20 protein-coding genes and 1 tRNA gene are annotated in these 20,011 nt (G+C 67.7%); 14 read left to right on the plus strand and 7 right to left on the minus strand.

Features of this window, described 5'->3' with window-relative positions:
• Positions 1-40 precede the first annotated feature (40 nt).
• Positions 41-124: transfer RNA gene (locus E6N53_RS09530), tRNA-Leu, on the plus strand.
• Between the two features lie 1,162 nt (positions 125-1,286).
• On the opposite strand, the gene E6N53_RS09535 is transcribed toward E6N53_RS09530, so the two are convergent.
• Complete coding sequence (locus E6N53_RS09535) at positions 1,287-1,607, minus strand: DUF8101 family protein (protein ID WP_136590118.1); 321 nt, start codon at positions 1,605-1,607, stop codon at positions 1,287-1,289.
• A 69-nt stretch (positions 1,608-1,676) separates the two neighbouring features.
• Between E6N53_RS09535 and E6N53_RS09540 the strand changes: the two genes are divergently transcribed.
• The 3 genes from E6N53_RS09540 to E6N53_RS09550 all read left to right on the plus strand — a co-directional run bounded on the left by E6N53_RS09540 (position 1,677) and on the right by E6N53_RS09550 (position 4,180).
• Positions 1,677-2,498 (plus strand): inositol monophosphatase family protein, encoded by an 822-nt coding sequence (locus E6N53_RS09540; RefSeq protein WP_142858793.1) that lies wholly within the window; start codon positions 1,677-1,679, stop codon positions 2,496-2,498.
• Positions 2,491-2,958 (plus strand): Lrp/AsnC family transcriptional regulator, encoded by a 468-nt coding sequence (locus E6N53_RS09545; protein WP_236642331.1) that lies wholly within the window; start codon positions 2,491-2,493, stop codon positions 2,956-2,958. The genes E6N53_RS09540 and E6N53_RS09545 overlap by 8 nt, the downstream gene beginning before the upstream one ends.
• An 82-nt stretch (positions 2,959-3,040) precedes the next feature.
• Positions 3,041-4,180 carry a DUF63 family protein gene (locus E6N53_RS09550; RefSeq protein ID WP_142858795.1) on the plus strand — a complete coding sequence of 380 codons (1,140 nt, stop codon included), beginning with the start codon at positions 3,041-3,043 and terminating at the stop codon, positions 4,178-4,180.
• 193 nt (positions 4,181-4,373) lie between these two features.
• Here E6N53_RS09550 and E6N53_RS09555 read toward each other — a convergent pair whose 3' ends face one another.
• From E6N53_RS09555 to E6N53_RS09565, 3 genes are all read right to left on the minus strand, one after another.
• On the minus strand, positions 4,374-6,077 hold the full coding sequence (locus E6N53_RS09555) for a YcaO-like family protein (protein ID WP_142858797.1): 1,704 nt from the start codon (positions 6,075-6,077) through the stop codon (positions 4,374-4,376).
• A gap of 47 nt (positions 6,078-6,124) precedes the next feature.
• On the minus strand, positions 6,125-6,949 hold the full coding sequence (tbsP, locus tag E6N53_RS09560; protein ID WP_142858799.1) for a transcriptional regulator TbsP: 825 nt from the start codon (positions 6,947-6,949) through the stop codon (positions 6,125-6,127).
• Positions 6,950-7,093: 144 nt separating this feature from the next.
• Entirely contained in the window at positions 7,094-9,139 is a 2,046-nt protein-coding gene (locus tag E6N53_RS09565) for a hypothetical protein (protein WP_142858802.1), read from the minus strand.
• A 231-nt stretch (positions 9,140-9,370) separates the two neighbouring features.
• Here E6N53_RS09565 and glyA point away from each other — a divergent pair, with 231 nt between their 5' ends.
• The 5 genes from glyA to E6N53_RS09590 all read left to right on the plus strand — a co-directional run bounded on the left by glyA (position 9,371) and on the right by E6N53_RS09590 (position 13,261).
• Positions 9,371-10,618, plus strand: a complete 1,248-nt coding sequence (glyA, locus tag E6N53_RS09570; protein ID WP_142858804.1) for a serine hydroxymethyltransferase — start codon at positions 9,371-9,373, stop codon at positions 10,616-10,618.
• A 58-nt stretch (positions 10,619-10,676) separates the two neighbouring features.
• On the plus strand, positions 10,677-11,324 hold the full coding sequence (locus E6N53_RS09575) for a hypothetical protein (protein ID WP_142858806.1): 648 nt from the start codon (positions 10,677-10,679) through the stop codon (positions 11,322-11,324).
• An 83-nt stretch (positions 11,325-11,407) separates the two neighbouring features.
• Complete coding sequence (locus tag E6N53_RS09580; protein WP_142858808.1) at positions 11,408-11,710, plus strand: DUF211 domain-containing protein; 303 nt, start codon at positions 11,408-11,410, stop codon at positions 11,708-11,710.
• On the plus strand, positions 11,691-12,263 hold the full coding sequence (locus E6N53_RS09585; RefSeq protein ID WP_136590127.1) for a VIT1/CCC1 transporter family protein: 573 nt from the start codon (positions 11,691-11,693) through the stop codon (positions 12,261-12,263). Before E6N53_RS09580 ends, E6N53_RS09585 begins: the two co-directional genes overlap by 20 nt.
• A gap of 104 nt (positions 12,264-12,367) precedes the next feature.
• The gene (locus E6N53_RS09590) at positions 12,368-13,261 is read left to right on the plus strand and encodes a bifunctional methylenetetrahydrofolate dehydrogenase/methenyltetrahydrofolate cyclohydrolase (protein ID WP_142858810.1); all 894 of its coding nucleotides are present in this window, start codon (positions 12,368-12,370) and stop codon (positions 13,259-13,261) included.
• A gap of 22 nt (positions 13,262-13,283) precedes the next feature.
• Here the strand turns inward: E6N53_RS09590 and E6N53_RS09595 are convergent, their stop codons facing one another.
• A complete protein-coding gene (locus tag E6N53_RS09595) occupies positions 13,284-13,523 on the minus strand; it encodes a DUF7385 family protein (RefSeq protein ID WP_142858812.1) in 240 nt (79 codons plus the stop codon).
• The gene (locus E6N53_RS09600; RefSeq protein WP_142858815.1) at positions 13,523-14,233 is read right to left on the minus strand and encodes a DUF7117 family protein; all 711 of its coding nucleotides are present in this window, start codon (positions 14,231-14,233) and stop codon (positions 13,523-13,525) included. Before E6N53_RS09600 ends, E6N53_RS09595 begins: the two co-directional genes overlap by 1 nt.
• 71 nt (positions 14,234-14,304) lie before the next feature.
• Between E6N53_RS09600 and E6N53_RS21015 the strand changes: the two genes are divergently transcribed.
• The gene (locus tag E6N53_RS21015) at positions 14,305-14,451 is read left to right on the plus strand and encodes a hypothetical protein (protein ID WP_201740167.1); all 147 of its coding nucleotides are present in this window, start codon (positions 14,305-14,307) and stop codon (positions 14,449-14,451) included.
• Between the two features lie 646 nt (positions 14,452-15,097).
• Positions 15,098-15,385, plus strand: a complete 288-nt coding sequence (locus tag E6N53_RS09605) for a helix-turn-helix transcriptional regulator (RefSeq protein WP_142858817.1) — start codon at positions 15,098-15,100, stop codon at positions 15,383-15,385.
• A 17-nt stretch (positions 15,386-15,402) separates the two neighbouring features.
• Here E6N53_RS09605 and E6N53_RS09610 read toward each other — a convergent pair whose 3' ends face one another.
• The gene (locus tag E6N53_RS09610) at positions 15,403-16,662 is read right to left on the minus strand and encodes an AI-2E family transporter (RefSeq protein WP_142858819.1); all 1,260 of its coding nucleotides are present in this window, start codon (positions 16,660-16,662) and stop codon (positions 15,403-15,405) included.
• A gap of 126 nt (positions 16,663-16,788) precedes the next feature.
• Between E6N53_RS09610 and E6N53_RS09615 the strand changes: the two genes are divergently transcribed.
• The 3 genes from E6N53_RS09615 (at position 16,789) to E6N53_RS09625 (ending at position 19,992) form a co-directional block, all read left to right on the plus strand.
• Positions 16,789-18,057 (plus strand): MgtC/SapB family protein, encoded by a 1,269-nt coding sequence (locus E6N53_RS09615; protein ID WP_201741113.1) that lies wholly within the window; start codon positions 16,789-16,791, stop codon positions 18,055-18,057.
• Between the two features lie 43 nt (positions 18,058-18,100).
• Complete coding sequence (locus tag E6N53_RS09620) at positions 18,101-19,462, plus strand: aminotransferase class III-fold pyridoxal phosphate-dependent enzyme (protein ID WP_142858821.1); 1,362 nt, start codon at positions 18,101-18,103, stop codon at positions 19,460-19,462.
• Between the two features lie 95 nt (positions 19,463-19,557).
• Positions 19,558-19,992, plus strand: coding sequence for a universal stress protein (locus E6N53_RS09625; protein WP_136590134.1), 435 nt, complete (start codon positions 19,558-19,560; stop codon positions 19,990-19,992).
• The last annotated feature ends 19 nt before the right edge of the window (positions 19,993-20,011 follow it).

A 20,011-nucleotide genomic window follows, 5' to 3' on the forward strand; every position in this document is an offset into this window, starting at 1 on the left:
CGGTGATTTAAACCCGCACGGAGCGGTAGCGACGTACTGCGCGAGGGTGGCCGAGTCTGGAAAAGGCGGCGGACTCAAGATCCGCTCTCGTAGGAGTCCGTGGGTTCAAATCCCTCCCCTCGCACCTTCTGACGACGAACGCACGCGCGGAGTCGACACTGCAGACAGAGAGCACGTGAACTCGGTCAGTCGCGCGCAGCGTCAGCGAGCACGGTCACCTCCACCGACCCCGAATTCGGGGACGTCCGGCACGTCGCGGCAACCTGTTACTCGAACGAAAAGATTATGTGGGTTGGTACCGTACCCGTAGGTCCGCGAGAAGCGGCAAGGGCTTACCGGACGACCGGACCCGTCGCGAGACGGATACGGTGTCGGTGCAACCACCAAGCGTCCCGTAACAGGGAATCGAGGTCAACGCGCCGACGGAGAACCGAAGCAGCCCAGAACCGTCCCACGAACGGTGTAAAGGCCAAGTAGCGAGGAACGCGAAAGCGGGCCGAGCGAACTCGACGGCAGTCGAACTGGCCGTAAGGACTGGGGAACCCACAACCAGTCCGCACCCGTTCAGCGAACGGCGGAAGGCCAAGTACCGGGTCACGTGAGAACGGGGCCCGCGAACTCGACGGCAGTCGAACTGGCCGAGAGGACCGGGGAACACACACAACCGAACCGGTCCGAATCCGTTCCGACAGCGGGACAAGGCCAAGTACCGGGCAACGCGCAAGCGGGGTCCGAGAACTCGGCGGCAGCCGAACGGGCCGTAAGGAGCGTGGACAACACGCAGACCGAAGCGCTCCGAAACCGCTCACGGAACGGGAGAAGACCAAGTAGCGGCCCACGCGAGAGCGGGAGTCGTGAAGTCGGCTCTACGGAGCCGAGAAAGGTCGTGAGGTCCGGGGAAAACACCAACCGAACCGGGCCGAATCCGAGCGCAGAACGGCGGAAGACCGAGTACCGGGGTCACGCGAGAGCGGGTCCCGCGAAGTCGACCCTCACGGGTCGAGAAAGGTCGTGAGGCCCGGGGAAAACACACAACCGAACCGGGCCGAAGACGTTCGACAGGGCGGCGAGAAGGCCAAGTACCGGACGACGCGAAAGCGGGGTTCGGGAAGTCGACGTACCCGGATATCCGGAATCTGGGGCAAGTCGAACGGGCCGAACGGGCTGTGGAAAACGTTTCCCGGCCGGGTCCAAATTGCGGTTTCTCGCTTCCGTACAACGACCCGAGCGACGGCGTCTCCCGTACGATTTTTGTGACGACCGATGATTGACGACTGTCGGCGCGGTCAGCTCGTGTCGACGAGTCGTTCCATCGCTTCGAGGTACGCCGCCGCGACGAGCGGTTCGTCGCTCGCGAGTCGGTCGACGCGGCGACAGCCGTGGAGCAGTCGCTCGCGGACCCGTCCTGCGGGGACCTTGTTCCGGGTGACGGTCTCAACGGTGTCCACGATGGCGGTGACGTCGTCGACGTCGCGGCGGCGTGCCGCGACTGCGGCCTCCGAGAGCAGTTGCGTCAACGCGGCCTCGACGTCCGCCGGGAGGTCTCCGGCGACGCCGTCGCTACCGCTATCGCCGTCGTCGTCGTCACCGTCACCCGGACGTGGCACGCCTTCGAACTCTCGTTCGCGTGCGCAAAAAGCCGACGACTATACCCCGGTGGGACGAGGCAAGCCCGTATGGACACGGACTTCGACTCCGACGCGGCGGCGCGCGCCCACGTCGCGGAGCAGGCCGCTCGCGTCGGTGCGGCCGTCGCCGCGGGGCAGTTCAGGCGGGAAATCGCCGTCGAGACGAAAGGCGAGCAGACGGACGTGGTCACCCAGGCCGACCGCGACGCGCAGTCGCGGGTCATCGACTGCATCCACTCGGCGTACGAGGCGAACGCTATCGTCGGCGAGGAGGCGGACGAACTCAAGTCGGTGCCCGAGGAGGGTCCGACGTGGGTCATCGACCCAATCGACGGGACGAGCAACTTCGTCCGCGAGTTCCAGGTGTGGTGTACGGCCGTCGCGGCGGTCCGCGACGGTGACCCCGTCGCGTCAGCGATTGTCGCCCCCGAACTCGGCGACGTCTACGTCGCCGACGACGAGACGGCCACCAGGAACGGCGAACCGATCTCGGTCAGTGCGCGGACGGACCCCGAGGGGTGCTCGGTCGTCCCGACGATGTGGTGGGGGCGCGACCGACGAGACGAGTACGCCGCTGCCTGCCGTGAGGTCGTCGAACGCTTCGGCGACCTCCGCCGTGTGGGGAGCGCGCAGGTGACGCTGGCGATGCTCGCCGCCGGGACGATAGACGGCGTCGTCACCAACGTCTACGCGAACCCGTGGGACACCGTCGCGGGCGTCCACCTCATCCGCCTCGCCGGCGGCACCGTCACGGACGTCCACGGCGACCCCTGGCGACACGACTCGCACGGACTGGTCGCGTCGAACGGCGAGATTCACGACGAACTGCTCGCCGCAGTCGGCGAGGTCGAGGCGGTGGCCCGTGACTGACGTCGAACTCGACGACACCGACCGGGCCATCCTGCGCGCGCTGCAGGAGGACGCGCGGACACCCTTTAGCGAAATCGCCAGACGAATCGATATGTCGTCGGCGACGGTCCACGACCGGGTCAATCGACTGAAAGAGGCCGGCGTCATCGAGGGGTACCACGCGAAGGTGAACCCGCAGGCGGTTGGATACAGCGCGTCGGCGTTCGTCGGTCTTCGCGTCGAACAGGGTCGTGACGACGCCGTCGAGGGGTTCGTCGACCACCTCCGCGAGGTCGACGGCGTTCAGGAGGTCCACCTCACCACCGGGGACTGGGACGTGCTCATCCGCGTCTACGCCGAGGACACCGAGAGCCTCCGGGAACTCCTGTTCGACAACGTCGCCAGCACCGAAGGGTTCGGGCGGTCGTACACGATGGTCGTCCTCGGCACCGAACACGACGACCCGGTGTTACCGGTCTGAGGAGACGCCGCGACGACGTGCGGTGTCCGCACGGCGCACGAGACCAGAAGGGTATTAATCGGCGGGTGCCGGATTTCCCCACATGGCAACAGTCGCCGAGCGCGTCGGACTCGACCCGGAACGACTGTGGGGTGCGGTAGTCGCGACGCTCGCCCTCGTGCTCGTCGGCGGCTCGGTCGCGTTCCCCCGCGCCGTCTACGACGGATTCGTGTGGCAGTACTTCTGGGGGCCCGTCGAAGCGGACGCCCAGTCGGCCGTCTGTGCGGTTCGGGGCGGAGCGGGGACCGAGTATCTCGGGAGCGCGACGGCGTGCGAGGCCGCCACGGGCGTGGTCGCGTACCCCGGCTACACGCTCGTCTCCGAGGTCGGCTACATGGTCACACTGCTCATCGCACTCTCGGGCGTGGTGTTCCTCATGCGTCGGCTCGATATCGGGCGCGAGCGGCGGTTCTTCTACTCGCTCATCCCGTTCGTCTTCTTCGGCGGTGCTCTCCGCGTCGTCGAGGACGCCAACGACACGCCCGGCGCCGCCGACGCCCTCATCACCTACCCGCTCAACACGCTCTTCATCAGCCCCGTCATCTACTTCACCGTCTTCTTCGTGACGCTCGGGGCCATCGTCGTCACCGTCCTCCTCGAACGGTCCGGCCGGGTCGACGACTACCAGAACCCGCTCTTCGTCCTCGGGACCGCCGTCCTCGTTCTCACGCTCGGCTACCTCGCGGCCCTCGCTGTGGGTGGCGACAACAGTGTGACCTTCTACCCACAGGTCATCCTCACGATGCTCGTCGGATCGACGGTCGCCGCCCTCGTCACCTGGGTACTCGTCGAGCGGTTCGCCCCGCAGGTCAACGCCGGGACCGGACGCATCGGCTTCGTCATCATCTGGGGCCACGCGGTCGACGGCGTCGCCAACGTCATCGGGCTCGACTGGATGACGGCGCTGGGAGCCGGTCCGAACCTCGTGCCCAAACACCCCGTGAACCAGTTCGTCGTCGACTTCACCGCCTCGACGCTGCCACCGTCGATGCTCGCCGTGACGGGCGACGCCTGGCCGTTCCTCCTCGTGAAACTCGTCGCCGCGACGTTCGTGGTCTGGGTGTTCGAAGACGGCGTCTTCGAGGACTCTCCCCGCTACACGATGCTACTGCTCGTCGCCGTGCTCGCGGTCGGTCTCGGCCCGGGCACACGCGACATGCTCCGGGCGACGCTCGGCGTCTAGCCCCCCCGCGACTCTCCGCGTCCGGACGCTCACGTGCGGTCGTTTTCGGCTCCGAGAGTTCAAACCGGAAGCCGACGCCACACGGGGCGTGCGCTGAAAACCACCGGAGGGCGTCACGCGGCCGTGCGACACACCGCCCTTCGTCACCGTCGGTGTCGCCTGTTCGCACTCCGGACAGAACGTGCGGGAACCGCTACGGATAGGGGTGGTACTCCCGGTCCAGTTCCGGCTCGAAGCCCAGGTCTCTCGGGACGCGTTCGGCCCGCCGAGTGAAGAACGGCTCGCCGGTGAAGAGCGGCTGTGCCTCGGGGACGAGGACGCGAACCGCCTCGAAGCCCAGTTCCGCGACGTCGCGCGTCGTCGTCCGTGCCGCGTACGCGTCCAGTCCCGCGTCCGTCACTCGCTCGACGGCCGCTTCGAGTTCTGCTTCGCCTTCGGGGACCGGCTCGGGGCCGACCGACGACGCGGGAACGGTGGCGTCGACGTCGACGAATCGCCGTGCGTGTGAGGGGAACTCGGCGTAGTCGCCGATGGCCGCCTTCTCGTCGGCGGCCCGTTCGGGGCCCATACTCCGCAACTCCATCCAGTTCTGCAACGCCTCGGCGAGCGCGCTCCGTGCCGCGGTGACGGGGGCGAGGCTCGCTCCAGAGCCCATCGCGAACCGTGGCCACGCACCCGGCGACTCGTGGCCGGGGTCGCGGTGAACCGCGACGGCGACCACCGGGATGTCGACGTCCTGTGTCACGAGCAGCGGTGTCACGTCCAACGCTTCGGCTCGCGCGCGTCGTTCGAGCGTCGCGAACCGCTCGTCGTCGACGTCGAGACCGAGCGGCTCGAACGTCGAGTACCACGCGAGCATCGTCGCGTCGCGCTCGACCACCTCGTACAGTCCCGAGAGCAACGCCTCCACGCCGGAGTTCCCGAGCCCCAGACCCGTCGTGATGGCGGGCCTGTGTCGTTCCTCGGGTGGGGGATAGTGGACGAACTCCGCCGGCAGGGAGACGTCCTCGCCCGTCGCGAGGTGTTCGCCCTTGACCCAGGGGATTCGCTCTTCGGGGTCGGCGTGCCGGTAGCCCGCGGGGCGGGCGAACCGTGCGGGCGAGACCGGTCGTGCCCGGTTCGTCTCCGGGGCGACGACGAACTCCGACTGTCGGTAGACGCCGGCGCAGTAGCGCTCGAGCCCCTCACCGAGTGCCTTCATGAAGGCCCGGTCCCAGTCGGGGTCGGCACCGGCAGCGAACGCCGCCGCGCGGGCGTCGCTGTACGTCGTCGTGTCCGCGGTGCCGGCCAGGTAGTACGGAATCGGAAACGACTCGCGCTCGCCGACCTGGGTGAGCAGTCCGACCCGCTCGTCCATCGCCCGCTCTGCGCGGTCGAGCGAGTCGTCGAGCGAGACCGACCGCCACGAGCGGTCGAGCGTCCGGTCGCGCGAGCCGTCGGGAACCGGGAGGAACCGTCGCTCCTCCCCCGGAACCTCGACGACGGTCCCGCCGAGTGGTTCGCCGGCGAGGAGCCGAACCGCACGCCGCCCCGCGACGGCCCCCGCGAACCGAACGGCGCTTCTATCGCCGGCCGGACGGGACGCCGTCTCGTCGACCGTCGAGGCGACGCGACGTGCGAGATCCGAGAAGCGGGCGGAGTCGGGCGTGAACACGGACACCGCCGCGTCGACGCCGTCCAGTGCGTGCCCACCGACGCCGCCGATTTCACAGGTCACCAGTCGGTGGCAGTCCTCGTCGGCCCGGGTGAACTGCTCGGCGCCGACGGGAGCGACGACGACGGCGAGGTCCGTCTCAGGCAGTGCGTCCCGGTCAGTCGTCACGGCCGCGTCGATGTCCTCGAATGCAGCCCGAGCCGCCGCGACAGCGGGGCCCGAACCGACGAGTCCGACGTTCATACGCGGACGTCGGGGGAGGGGGAGAAAAGAGCGAGGGTTCGACTCGTTCAGGTCAGGAGACTCTGGGCGACACCGGCGAGCTGGTCCGCATCGGCCTGCCGGAGCCGGTCGTCGCCGAGTTTCAGTCGGAGCCGCGGGCGGCCGACGTCGATGGGTACTTTCTCCGTGTCGACGAGGCCGAGGTCTTCGAGCTTGGTCTTCGTCCGCGAGAACGTCGCCTTCGACGCGATGCCGATGTCCTCGCCCCACTTCGAGATGTCGTAGAGCAGGATGTCGTTCTTCGCGGCGACGAGGAGACTGATCGTCACCTCGTCGAGCCCCTGACCGTCGCCTCGTGCGGTCTGCAACGACGAGAGCACGGTGTCGAAGTCGGCCTGGACGTCCTCGGAGAGGTCCGTCGCGAGCGACTCCCGGACGACGGAAATCGATGGCGTCCGGAGCTTGAACTCCGGTGCCTCCTCCCACGCGGTGGTGTACGTCTCGTACGTCGACTCGACGAACTCGTCGTCGTCGGTCACCAGTGCGGCGACGCGCTCGCCGGTCGTCACGAGCGACAGGACGGCGTGTTCCGTGACGATGAGCGAGTTCTGGTCGCCGGCGTTCCCGGTCGTGAGCGAGAGCGTCCCGGCCTCGACGAGGTCGGCGGCGTTGCTCGCCACGATGAAGTCGTCGACGACGTCTTTCAGGAGCGATTCGTCGGCGATAACCCGAACCGTCGGGAGCGTCTCCTCGGACACCGTCGCGACGGACACGAGCGACTCGAGTACGTCAGCCGTGGGGTTGACCACGAGCAGCTCGGACTCTCCCTCCGAGAGGACCTCGCGCAGGATATCCTCAATCCCCTCCGCTATTAAATTTGAGGCGATAACCATACTAGAAATATTGGACTGTACCTATTTAATCTTACCGCATATCGACTATGACAGTACGGCCGCCTCAGGGTGTTTTAACGGCCTTGTAGGCTAAAAACAAGATTTCCATCTCAGAAACCATACCATTATAATTCAGGGTGGTTTTTAACGTGGTATCTGCCCGACGAGGTCTGTCGACCACTGAATGTCCCCGTCGAAGATGACCGGGATGTCGACGCTCCGGACGAACCGTTCGGTCTCCGTCGCCGAGAGCGTCATCTCCGACTCCGCGCCGAACAGCCGCGGCTGTCCGTCGAGCGGTTCCGGAAGCCGGAAGACGTCACCGGTGACCCGTGGCGAGGAGGCGTCGAACGTCACGCGGTACGTCTCGTCGTCTCGGGGCACGATCGTCGCCGCCAGTGGCACCGTCTCCGGCGCGCCGCTGAGCTTGTGTGTGCCGTCTCCGACGACAGTGTAATCGTTCCCCATGATGATGCGGCGTCGGGCCAAGTCGAGCGCGCGCTCGATGCTGAAGCCGTTGACCAGCAGGCGAACGAACATCGTCCCGACGCGGGCGGCGTGGCCGTCGAGTACCTTCTCGAAGGTGACTGCACCGGCGACGCTCCCCTTCCTGACGAGGTCGATACCCTCGTAGTACGAGCCACACGCGTTGAGGAAGAACGTCTCCGCGGCGGAGTGGTCGAGCGTCGACGTCGAGAGCGCGCCGTCACGACACTGGAGGCCGTCCTCCTCGCAGTGGCCGATGTAGTGGACGAAGTCGTGGTCGGCCTCGAACACTGCCGCCAGTTCGGCCCGACTGAGCTGTTCGCGGACCGAGACGTCGATGTCGAGGTCTGCCGTCCCGCGGCGGTAGATGTCGGCCGCGTCGTCGTGTTCAGACGACATCTCGGCGTCGTTGAGCACGGCGACGACGGAGGTCGACTGGGTGTCGTGGTCCCCACCGGAGCGGTGCTCGTACGCCTCCGAGAGCGTCTTGAACACGTCGATGGGGATGCCGTCGGCGAGCCACCCGTGCGCCCGTCCGGGTCCGAGGATTGGTTTGACCGGCTCGATTCTCGCCGAGTCGTCCGCCGGCGCCCGGTAGAAGTCGTCGAGCGAGCGCCGGAGCCGTTCGTTCCCCTCCAGCGGCTGGGACTTCGGCGCGAAGATGTTGGGGAGGTTCGAGATGACGTGCGGGAGCGTCCGGACGTGGTCGTACGTCGGCTCGACGTACATCGACAGGTGCCACTCGGGGAGGTCCGGCGAGATGAGGTCGAACGGCACGTCCAAGTAGGTCTCGACACGCTCACCGATGGACGCCGTCGCGACGGCGTCGGAGTCGAGCGGGAGCCTGTCGAGCAGGTGATGTTCGGCCAGCCGGTCGTTCCCCGGCACCGCCTCGCGGACGAGACAGTCGAGGAGGAACACGCGCCGCAGGAGCTCTGCCGTCTCGTACTGGTACCCCGGCATCTCGTCCAGTCGGTGTTCGACGTCCGGCGTCCGCAGCGTCGGCGTCGCCCCCTCCGCGACTTCGAGGGTGGCGTCGAGGTAGTGAGCGAGCGACGACGTAGCGAAGACGTACTGCAACGTCGGGGGGACCGTGATGGTCACGTCGCTCTGTGCCCGCCGGTCGGCGAACGCCGGCGGAATCTCCGTCGCCTCCCCGAACTCGATGAGCGGCGGGTGCCGGCGCATCCGCGAGTGTGAGCGGGCCGCCGTCGTCGTGAGCGTCGACGTCGAGAGCGTCGACACCACCGTCGCGACGCTCTTGGGGGTCCGCGCGGCGGTGAGCGTTCCCGGCGGGCGGTCGTCGCGTTCGGCGAAGCCGACTCGAACCGACGTCGGAGCCGAGAACGTGAGCGACGCCCGCTCTTGGGTCTTCGACACGCGGGCCGCCGCGGTGAAGGCGACCTGAGCCTCGACGACCGAGTCGACCTGGAGGGCGTACGTGCCAGCGGTGAGCGTCTCTTCGCCGGTGAGTTCCCACGTCCGGCCGGTGTCCTGGTGCGTGACGGTCACCCGCCCCAGCGGGAGTTCCAGGCCGGTCGCTCTCCCGACTGCACTGTCGGCGACTGATTCTCGAATCGGTGGGGGAGCATCCCCCGGGGTCGACCCCTCGCCTGCCCGCCAGTCCGTCGCGCGGACGGTGACGGACGGGCGCAACCGGCCGATGGCAGCGACTCCATCGGCCGTGGCCTCCGCACGGAGCATTCAAAACAGGGTAGATGTACTCACGTATATATCTGTCGTGAATGTGAGTAATTACCTTTTGTTTACCGACCAGTCCGTCGTAAGTTGTGGAGACGACACTGTGATATCATCTAGCTGACGGACGGAGTCTGTCACGTTCGTCCCGCTGCAGCCCCGTGAACGTCCGCCACCGACGCGGGGGACAACGACGGAGTGAACAGGCTTATGTCCGACTCACCCGGCACCTCAAGTATGAACGACGAACACGTCCGGGTCGTCGACCCCGAGGTGGCCGACGCCCTGGCCGGCGAGGAGGACCGACAGGAGCGGACGCTCGCGATGATCGCGAGCGAGAACCACGCCTCGAAGGCAGTCCTCGAGGCGCAGGGGTCCGTCCTCACGAACAAGTACGCCGAGGGCTACCCCGGGTCGCGCTACTACGCGGGCTGTGAGTACGCCGACGAGGTCGAGACCCTCGCTATCGAGCGCGCCAAGGAGCTGTGGGGGGCCGAACACGTCAACGTCCAGCCGCACTCGGGCACGCAGGCGAACATGGGCGTCTACCTCGCGATGCTCGACCCCGGCGACAAGATCCTCTCGCTCGAACTGAACCACGGCGGGCACCTCTCACACGGCCACCCCGCGAACTTCACGGGACAGCTGTACGAGGTCGAACAGTACCAGGTCGACGCCGAGACGGGCTACATCGATTACGAATCGCTCGAAGAGACGGCCGAGTCGTTCGAGCCCGACATCATCGTCTCGGGCTACTCCGCGTACCCCCGTGCGGTCGACTGGGAGCGCATCCAGGCCGCCGCCGACAGCGTCGACGCGTACCACCTCGCCGACATCGCCCACATCACGGGCCTCGTCGCCGCCGGCGTCCACCCGTCTCCCGTCGGTATCGCGGACTTCGTCACCGGCTCGACCCACAAGACCGTCCGCGCCGGCCGCGGCGGCATCATCATGACGCAAGAAGAGTACGCCTCCGACATCGACAAGGCCGTCTTCCCCGGCGGGCAGGGCGGTCCCCTGATGCACAACATCGCCGGCAAGGCCGTCGGATTCAAGGAGGCGCTCCAGCCCGAGTTCACCGAGTACGCGGAGCAGGTCGTCTCGAACGCGAAGACGCTCGCCGACACGTTCGCCAACCACGGGCTCGACGTCGTCTCCGGCGGGACCGACACCCACCTCGTCCTCGTCGACCTCCGCCCCTCGCACCCGGACCTCACCGGGGGCACTGCCGAGGAGGCGCTCGAAGCGACGGGCATCGTCCTCAACGCCAACACGGTTCCCGGCGAGACGCGTTCGCCGTTCAACCCCTCGGGCATCCGCGCGGGGACGGCGGCGCTCACGACCCGCGGGTTCGAGAACAGCGAGGTCCGCGAGGTCGGTGAACACATCGTTCGCGTCGTCGACAACCCCGAGGACGAGGGCGTCCTCGGCGAGGTGAGCGACAGAGTGACCGAACTCTGCGCGGCCCACCCGCTGTACCGATAGGCGTCTCCGACGCACGACCGCCGGCGGATTTATTCTCCGGGCGACGCACGACTCGGGCATGCCGCCGTCCGCCCTCTCCCGTCGACGCTTCCTCTCGGGCACCGTCCTCGCCGTCGTTCTCGCGGGCTGTAGCGGCGCGCCGAGCGACGGGTCGGACGCTGCCACGACGTCCACGTCCACCACGCCGACGGCCGACGAGACGACGGCGACTGCCGCCCCGACCACTGGACGGGAGACGGCGACTGCCGCCCCGACGACGGCATCCGGGACCGAGACCGAACCCGCCGGCGAAGCCGACGCGACCAGGACGGCCGTCACCTCCGCGAGCGCGGCCCTCGACCTGCGTGAGGCGAACGTGGTCGGCGTCGAGGTCGAACCGTCGGGGGACGCCGCCCGCTTCAGCGTGACACTGTATCACGACGACGACGGCGAGGACGGCTACGCGGACTGGTGGCAGGTCGAGACGCTCGACGGCGACCGACTCGGTCGTCGGACGCTGCTGCACGCCCACGGCACGGCCCCGTTCACCCGGTCGGAGCGTCTCTCGGTCCCGGACGGGGTACGACACGTCGTCGTCCGCGGCCACGACCAGACCCACGGCTACGGCGGACAGGCGATGGTCGTCGACCTGGAGACGGGGGCGACAGCGCCGGTTCGCCAGGGTCCGGAGCCGCGTGACCTCTCGTCGTTCGAGCCGACCTCCTGAGCCGGCGGGTCGCACGTGCGCCGACCGCCCGACCGTTCGACCGCTCGACAAGACTATTGACGCGTGCGGCTGTAGGCGAGGACATGGCAGCAATCCGCCGACTCGTCCTCGACATACTGAAGCCAAGCGAGGTCCCGACAATCTCGTTCGCACGGGATGTGAGCGACCTCGCTGGAGTCGACGCGACCACCGCTCGACTCGTCGAGACCGACCGCGAGGTCCAGAACATCGTCCTCGTCGTCGAGGGTGCCGACGTCGACGACGACGCGGTCGTCGACTGTCTCGAGGACCTCGGCGGGACGCTTCACTCGGTCGACGAGGTGGTCTGCGGCGAACACACGCCGATGACCCACGAGGCCAGCGCCGATGCCACCTGGCTTCGCTGAGCGCCTCCGCGCGGTCGAGTTCGGGTCACTGTCGCGGCGGTACTTCGTCTCCAACGGCTTCGACGGGGCGCTGACGTGTGTGGGGCTCGTCGTCGGGGCGCTCCTCTCTGGCGTCACCGACGGCGTGACCGTCCTCCGGGTGGGTCTCGGCGCGGCGGTCGGTCTCAGCACCTCGGCCGTGTGGAGCGTCTGGGAGATCGAGCGCGCCGAGAAACGCGCCGAACTCCAGGAGCTGGAGGCGTCGATGCTCGCCGAACTGCGCGGAACGGGGCCCGACCGCCAGCGGCGGCGTGAACAGGTCGTGAACGCCGTCGCCAGCGGCTTCGGCCCGGTCGTCGGCATCCTCGTCCCGCTCGTCCCGTTCCTCGTCGAAGGGACCACCCTCACCATGTTCGAGGCGACGCTGGCCTCGGTCGCGACGGCCGTCGGCGTCCTGTTCGCTTTCGGCGCGTACCTGTCGGGCGGGTCGGACCGACGGTGGTACGTCGCCGGAATCAGGATGGGGGCCGCGGGGGTGTTCGTCGCGCTGCTCAACGTCGTCCTCCCCGGCTGACGACCGAGCCGATATACACGAACGTGCTACTCCACTCGACCCCGAACCACGAATCAATACACGAATCCGAATCTTTCAAGCGTCGGCCGCTCCCCACTCCGACTATGACAGACGTCATCGACGGCAACGCCGTCGCCAGCGAGGTCCGCGACGGCCTCGGCGACGCCATCGAAACGCTCGACGAGGCGGGCGTGACGCCCGGTCTCGCCACCGTACTGATGAGTGACGACCCCGCCAGCCAGACGTACGTGTCGATGAAACAGCGCGACTGCGCCGAGGTCGGTATCGAGGCGTTCGACTACGAACTCGACCCCTCGACACCGGCAGACGAACTGTACGACCTCATCGACGAACTGAACGGCAGGGACGACGTCCACGGCATCCTCGTCCAGATGCCCGTCCCCGACCACGTCGACTCCCGAGCGGTCCTGCGGCGCATCGACCCCGCGAAGGACGTCGACGGCTTCCACCCCGAGAACGTCGGCCGCCTCGTCGCCGGTGACGCGCGGTTCAAGCCGTGTACGCCCCACGGTATCCAGAAGCTCCTCGACTCGGCGGGCGTCGACCCCGAGGGGAAGGAGGCGGTCATCGTCGGTCGCTCGGACATCGTCGGCAAGCCGATGGCGAACCTCCTCATCCAGAAGGCGGCGGGCGGCAACGCGACGGTGACCGTCTGTCACTCCCGAACGCAGCATCTCGAAGCGCACACCCGCCGAGCGGACATCGTCGTCGCGGCCTGTGGCGTCCCCGAACTGGTCACGGGCGACATGCTCTCTGAGGGGACTGTCGTCATCGACGTGGGGGTGAACCGCGTCGACGCCGACACCGAGAAGGGGTACGAACTCGTCGGCGACGTCGACTACGACTCCGCCGAGTCGAAGGCACGCGCCATCACACCCGTCCCCGGCGGCGTCGGTCCGATGACCCGGGCGATGCTGCTGTGGAACACTGTCAAGGCCGCGAGCGAGGCCGCGGGCGTCGACGTCGCGCTCCCCTGAGCCGGTTCGTTCTCGCGTCGATTCAGTCCCCTCGGTCCGTCTCGTGGGTAAAGAGGAGGAGTCGCTCCGTCGTGTGTGCGACACAGAACTCGACTCGCTGGGCGGGACGGAACGACTCCGCCGCACTCGTCGCGTAGAACTCGTCGAACGGGTCGTCACAGACCGGACAGGCCACGCCGTCGCGGTTCTCGTACAGGGTCGACGTGCCCGTATCGGTGACGAGTTTCAGTCGGTGTCGAACCGCGTGTTCGTCGAACGACATCAGCTCAGCCGCGCCAGCCGTTCTCGTGCCGTCACGAGCGCCGCCTCGTCGCCCATCCTGAGCGCTCGGGACACGTCGTGGGTCGCCGCGAGGAGCGTCTCGCTCTCGCCGAGTGGGACGTCGCCGCCGAGCGCCCGCGTCCGCTTGACGAGTTCGGAGACGGTGCCGAGCACCCGTCGGACGTCCGGGTCGGGGTTGTCGTCGAGCCACGACAACACCTCGCGGCGGTACTCGTCGACGGCCTCTGTGAGTGCGAGTCCGCGCGCTGCCCGCATCGACGCCGGGACGGTCGCCACGTCGGGACGGTCGCCGATGTCGGCACCGCGGAGGAGCGAGAGCAAGTAGAGCTCCTCGTCGTCGGTCCGCTCGCCGGCCCGAACGAGCACGTCGACCGCGTAGAGGAGTTCGGTCGCCGCGAGGTAGGTCTCGTCGAGCGGGAGGAGTTCGCCGCCGCGGATGAACCCACGCTTCGTGCGATAGCGCCGGAGGTCCCGCTTGAGGTCGTCAGCGGCGTCGGCGAGGGGACCCGCGTCGACGGCGCGGCGGTGCGGCGAGAGGTCCAGCGAGGTCGGCGTATCCGTGTGTCTGGTCCGGTCGTCGACGCCGACGCTCCGGAGGCTGCCGCAGGCAGGACAGTCGACGGCCCCCGTCTCGTAGTACGACCACTGGTGGCCGCAGTCGCGACACTCGCGTCGGCCTCTGACTTTCATGCCGACTCGTAAGCAAGGGGTGGAAAAAAACACGGCGGAGCGGTGAAGGCAGCGGCGTCCGAAGAGGGCCCATGCGCTCCGAAGCCGAGGTCAGAGAGCAGTACGACTTTCTCACCGAACAGCTCGACTCCGAGGAGATGAAACACGAGGGCGTCCGCGAGATGTTCACCTACTACCGCCGAGCGCTCGGCTGGGTCCTCGAAGAAGAGCACATGTGATGGCCGCCGTCGAGCAGCGTGTGAACGGTCCGGTCACGTTCGAAGGGGAAGTCACACGTTACCGGACCAGTCAGTGTTCGGTATCTTTAAGTGACCGACGTCGCTACGTGGAAGTGACGCTTCGCTTTGGAGGGCCGAAGCGTCAGCGGGGACCAATTCAGGGCGGCAAGCATCACGCGATTTTCGCGTGACTTGCTACCTTTTCGACGACGCATCGACACCCCTCGAGTGACGAGTCCGTTCTGCTCACCTCTGCCGCGCTCGACGAGGACGCTCCTCGCCGCCCGTGGTCGACCCGAACAGCGGTTCGTGTGGCCCCGCGACGCTCGTGTCGACTGCCGTCAGGGGTGTGACCACCCCGTCGGCACCGGGCGGTCCAGAGTCGGTCGAACGCAGACGCCGCGCCCCGACGTCCCGGATTCGATGGGCCACGTCCCGTTTCCCACGTGACCTGACAGGTGAGTGGTTCACCGATATCGCGGAATAGTCATCTGACAGACACTGGTTCGGTAGGAGGGAGGGCGGCGGTCTGAACGGCGTCGGACCCCCGGACACTCGGGCGTATTCGATGTCAACCGTCCGTGATATGCCAGACATTCGATACACTTATTTATATCGAACATAAACTGTTTCACCGAACGTAATAATGTACGATCTGACAGGATTTCAGCGTGACCTTCTCTATGTGATTGCTGGGCTGGACGAGCCCCACGGGCTCGCGATCAAGGAGGAACTCGAGGACTACTACGAGAAAGAGATTCACCACGGACGACTCTACCCGAACCTCGACACGCTGGTCGAGAAAGGGCTCGTCGAGAAAGGCCAGCGGGACCGACGGACGAACTTCTACACGCTGACGCGTCGGGGCCGTCGGGAGATTCGCGCCCGGAAGGACTGGGAAGTCCAGTACGTCGACGAGTCGTTCGACGAGTGAGTCACGTTCCGGGGACCTCAGTCACGCTCGTCGGTCCCGTCTGATCGGTCACGCTCGTCTCTCTTCTCGCTCGCTGGTTCGGTCTCGTCTCCGCTCGCGTCGTGTGCTGTGGGGCCCTCTCCGTCGGCCGAGACGGGTGGTTCGGGGGAGGCCACGGCCGGGACGGACGCTTCGACCCCCGGGTCGACGGCGAACGGCCGGATGTCCTCTCCCCGCACTAGCTCCGGCAGGACGATGCGTGCGAAGTGGAAGACGAGGACGAGGAGCATCGGCATGAGGAAGATGCCGTACCAGCCGAACAGGAGCGGGCCGAAGGTGTACGCGATCATCACGCTCCCGACGTGGAGACTCCGGCCCGAGACGTAGGGACGGAGGACGAGGTCGGGGATGGTGTCGACCACGACGAACGAGACGGCGACGAAGACGAGGACGAACCACAGCAGCTGTGGGTCGACGAAGAACGTGACGACAGCCATGTAGAGCGCGACGGGGACGTAGACGAGCTTCATCCCGACGACGGGGATGATGCTGGCGACGCCCGCGAGGAGCCCGACCAGCGCGGCCGCAGGAATCGACACCTGCGATGCGGGGGCGAAGACGTTGAGGACGGTGTAGGCGATGACGCCGATCGTTCCCGTGAGGACGGCGTTGAGGATGTTTCCGAAGAAGATGGCCTTCAGGTCGTGGTCGACTGCCGTCCCGTACGCGAGGACGACGCCACGTCCGTCGCCGAACGTCGAGACGGCCCAGTCGGTCAGTCGCCTGTCGTCGCGGAGCAGGTAGAACGCCAGGGCGATCATGACGAACAGGTGGACCGCCCCGACGCCGAAGAACGCGATGGTGTCGACCGCCGAGGAGAGCGACTGCGTGAGCTGGCCGATGACCTCCGCGGAGAGGTACGACGACAGGTCGAGTTCGAGCAGTCGCTCCGGGTCCGTGATGGCGTCCAGCAGCTCCTGGTCGATGGGGTACTGCGAGAGGTCGAACAGGCCGCTGTTCGTGTACCTGACGGCCTGCTGAATCACGATGGCGAACGCGTACAGGACCAAGAGCAGCGCCGGGAGCGCGAGCGCGAACAGCGAGACGGCGGCGGCGAGGCTCGGCGGGCGGATGCGACGGCGGAGCCGACGGTAGATGGGCCGGGTCGCGTAGTAGAGGAAGACGCCGAACACGAAGGTGCCGACGAACGCGTGGACCACGAAGACGAGGGCGCCGCCGAGGGCGAGGCCGAGCACCCACCACCCGAGACGAGCGCGCTCGAGGCCGAGGAGGGACATACCGACCATCCGCTTCGATGACACAAGAAGCTACTCCCCCGGTTCGTGCTGCGGTCGGTCGTCGACGCCGTCTGCGAGAACACAGGGCGAACTATATAGGCAAGCCAATCGCACCGACACGTCGTGGTGTCACCGCTTCAGTTCGACCCGGTGTTCGAGGCCGCGCTGGTCCAGCCGGCGGTACGGCTCATCCTCGCCGCCCTGCTCGGGCTCTTTCTCGGCCTCGAACGGGAGTGGTCGGACATCGACGCCGGGATGCGGACGTTCTCGCTCACCGGGCTCGCCGGCGGCGTCTTCACGCTCGTCGCGACCGAGACCGGGTTCGAGAGCGCGCTCCTCGTTGGCGGGCTGTTCGTTCTCGTGCAGGCCGCGTTGCTCTCGCTCGCGAGCCTCCGTGACGAGGGGGCGCTCCACCTCACGACGTCGGCCTCGCTCCTCGTCGCCTACGGCGTCGGCGCGCTCGTCGTCATGGGGTTCGTCTTCGCCGGTGTCACCGTCGCGGTCGTCTCGTCGCTCCTCCTCGTACTGAAACGGGAACTACACGACTTCGCGGGCGCGCTCTCGCGCGACGAACTCCGCTCCGTCTCGGAGTTCGCCATCCTCGCGTTCGTCGTCTTCCCGCTCCTCCCCGCTGAGCGTATCACCATCCAGACCGTCACGCTCGAACCCCGTGTCGCGTGGCTCATGGTGGTCACCGTGGCCGGCATCGGCTTCGTCAACTACACTGTCGTCCGAACCTACGGCGGAATCGGCGTCGTCGTGACGGGCTTCTTCGGTGGGCTGGCGTCTTCGACGGCCGTGGTCGGGAGCGTGCTCGACCACGTCCGCCGCCGCCCAGAACTCGAGTCGTTCGCCGTCGCGGCTGTCCTCCTCGCCGACGCGGCGATGGCCGTCCGGAACCTGGCAATCACGCTCGCGTTTTCGTTCCCGTCACCGCTTCTGGCGGCCGTCGTCCCGCTCGGCACGTTCGTCGTCGGGGCGGTCCTCGTCGCGCTCTGGACCGCCGGGCAGCGTGAGTCGGTCGACCTCGACCTCGACAGCCCGTTCTCGCTCCGAAACGCGCTCGGGTTCGGGGCGGTCTTCCTCCTCATCCTCGCGGTCGGCACCGTCGCCCAGACGGAGTTCGGAACGGCCGGCCTCTACGTGAGTTCGTTCGTCTCGGGGCTCGTCTCGTCCGCCGGAGCGACGACGACGGCGATTCTCCTGTTTCGTGGCGGCAGCATCTCGGGCTCGAACGCGGTGGTCGCCGTCCTGCTCGCGACGGCTGCGAGCGTCCTCGTCAAGACGGCGTTGGCGCTCACCGGGCCGCGGTCGTTCACCCGCGCCGTCACGCGGTGGTCGGTGCTGCTGCTCGCCGTCAGCGGTGTCGCGACCCTCCTCGTCACACTCGTGTAACCGTCGGCGAACAGCTTTTCAGCGCCCTCGGCGTAGCACCGGCATGAATCGAGACACGGCGGAGCCGCAGGTCGACGGCTTCCCCGGGACGCGGGCGAAAGAGTGGGTCGACTATCACCAGTCGACGGCCGCACTGAGCACCTACGTGTACGACTTCGTCTGGGACCGAACCGCACCCGCCGAAGGCCCGTTCTGCACCGACGTCGACGGCAACGTCCTCATGGACTTCACCAGCCACGTCGCCGCCGCCCCGCTGGGGTACAACAACCCCACGCTGATGGAGCGCCTCCGCGAGTTCGACCTCGTCGACCCCCTGAAGGTGGCGGGACAGGACTTCTACGTCGCCGGCGGCCACCACCTCCCCGAGAGCCAGGACGTCCCGGGCCCCGCCGGACTGATGGACCGCCTCACGCGACTCACCGAGCACTACGGGATGGACACCGTGTTCCTCTCGAACTCGGGGGCAGAGGCGGTCGAGAACGCCATCAAGGTCTCGTACGACGTCTCGGGAGGGGCGAAACACGGCGTCACGTTCGAGGGGGCCTTCCACGGCCGGACGCTCGGCGCGCTCTCGCTCAACCGCTCGAAGGAGAAGTATCGCCGGCACTTCCCGGAGGTCGCCGGCATCGTCGACGTTCCGTACTGTGACGACCGGACCTGCACCCCCGAGACGTGTTCGTGCGGCTTCTTCTTCGGGGCGGCGGGTGACGAGCGCGAATCGCGCCTGCGCCGGAAACTCGACCCCGACCGGGGACACCTTCCCCCCGAAGAGGTCGCGTACCTCGTCGTCGAACCCGTCCAGGGCGAGGGTGGCTACCGGTTCCCGAGCGGGGCGTTCACCGACGAGGTGGCCGCCCTCGCCGACGAACACGACCTCACCGTCATCGCCGACGAGATTCAGACGGGCCTCGGTCGGACGGGCGAGTGGTGGGCGTCGGACCACTCGGCGCTCGAACCGGACCTCATCTGCTCGGCGAAGGCGCTCCGGGTCGGCGCGACCGTCGGCCGCGAGGAACTGTTCCCCGACGAGGAGGGTCGGCTCTCGTCGACGTGGGGCGCGGGCGACCTCATCGCCGCTGCACAGGGGGCGCTCACCATCGACATCATCAAGGAGGAGGGGTTGTTGGCGAACGCAACCGCCCGCGGACGGCAGTTCGTCGAACGCCTCGAAGACGCCGACCGCGCGGTCGTCGAAGACGTCCGGGGGCTGGGGCTGCTGCTCGCCGTCGAGTTCGACACGAAGGACAGACGCGATGCGGTTCAGGAGGCGGCACTCGCCCGCGGCCTGCTCACGCTCGGCTGTGGACACGAGACGCTCAGAGTCCTCCCGCCGCTCGACGTCACCGCCCGCGAGGTCGACCTCGGGGCGGACCTGCTGGTTCGGGCCATCGACGACGCCGCCTGACCGGCGTCATCGCCCGGCCCACCGACCGAGTCCCTTCTCACGCGTCGAGAAGGGCCACCCGCGTTTTACGCGTGGAGCCCCGACCTGTCGCTGTGATGTACGAGACGATCCTCCTGCCCACCGACGGGAGCGCCGGGTCGGAACTGGCCGTCGACCACGCGCTCGACCTCGCGAGGAGGTACGACGCGACCCTCCACCTCCTCTACGTGGTCGACACGGACGTCGTGAACCACTACGCCGGCATCGACGCGATCGAGGGCGTCGAGCAGGCGCTCCAGTCACGCGGCGCGGATGCACTCGACGCGGCTGCCGCACGGGCCGCCGACGGGGGCGTCCCCACGGAATCGCACGTGGTCGAGGGGGTCCCCCACGAAGCGATCCTCGACGCGATTCCGATGGTCGGTGCGGACCTCGTCGTGATGGGGACCGAACGGCGGGACGAGGGGTATCACCGGCTCGTCGGGAGCGTGACCGAACGCGTCGTTCGGCTCGCCGACGTCCCCGTCCACGTCGTGAAAGCGGCGGTGTGAGGCCGCGACTCGGACGCGG

Origin of the sequence: Salinigranum halophilum (genome assembly GCF_007004735.1) — an archaeon.
In the GTDB taxonomy this organism is placed as follows: Archaea; Halobacteriota; Halobacteria; order Halobacteriales; family Haloferacaceae; genus Salinigranum; species Salinigranum halophilum.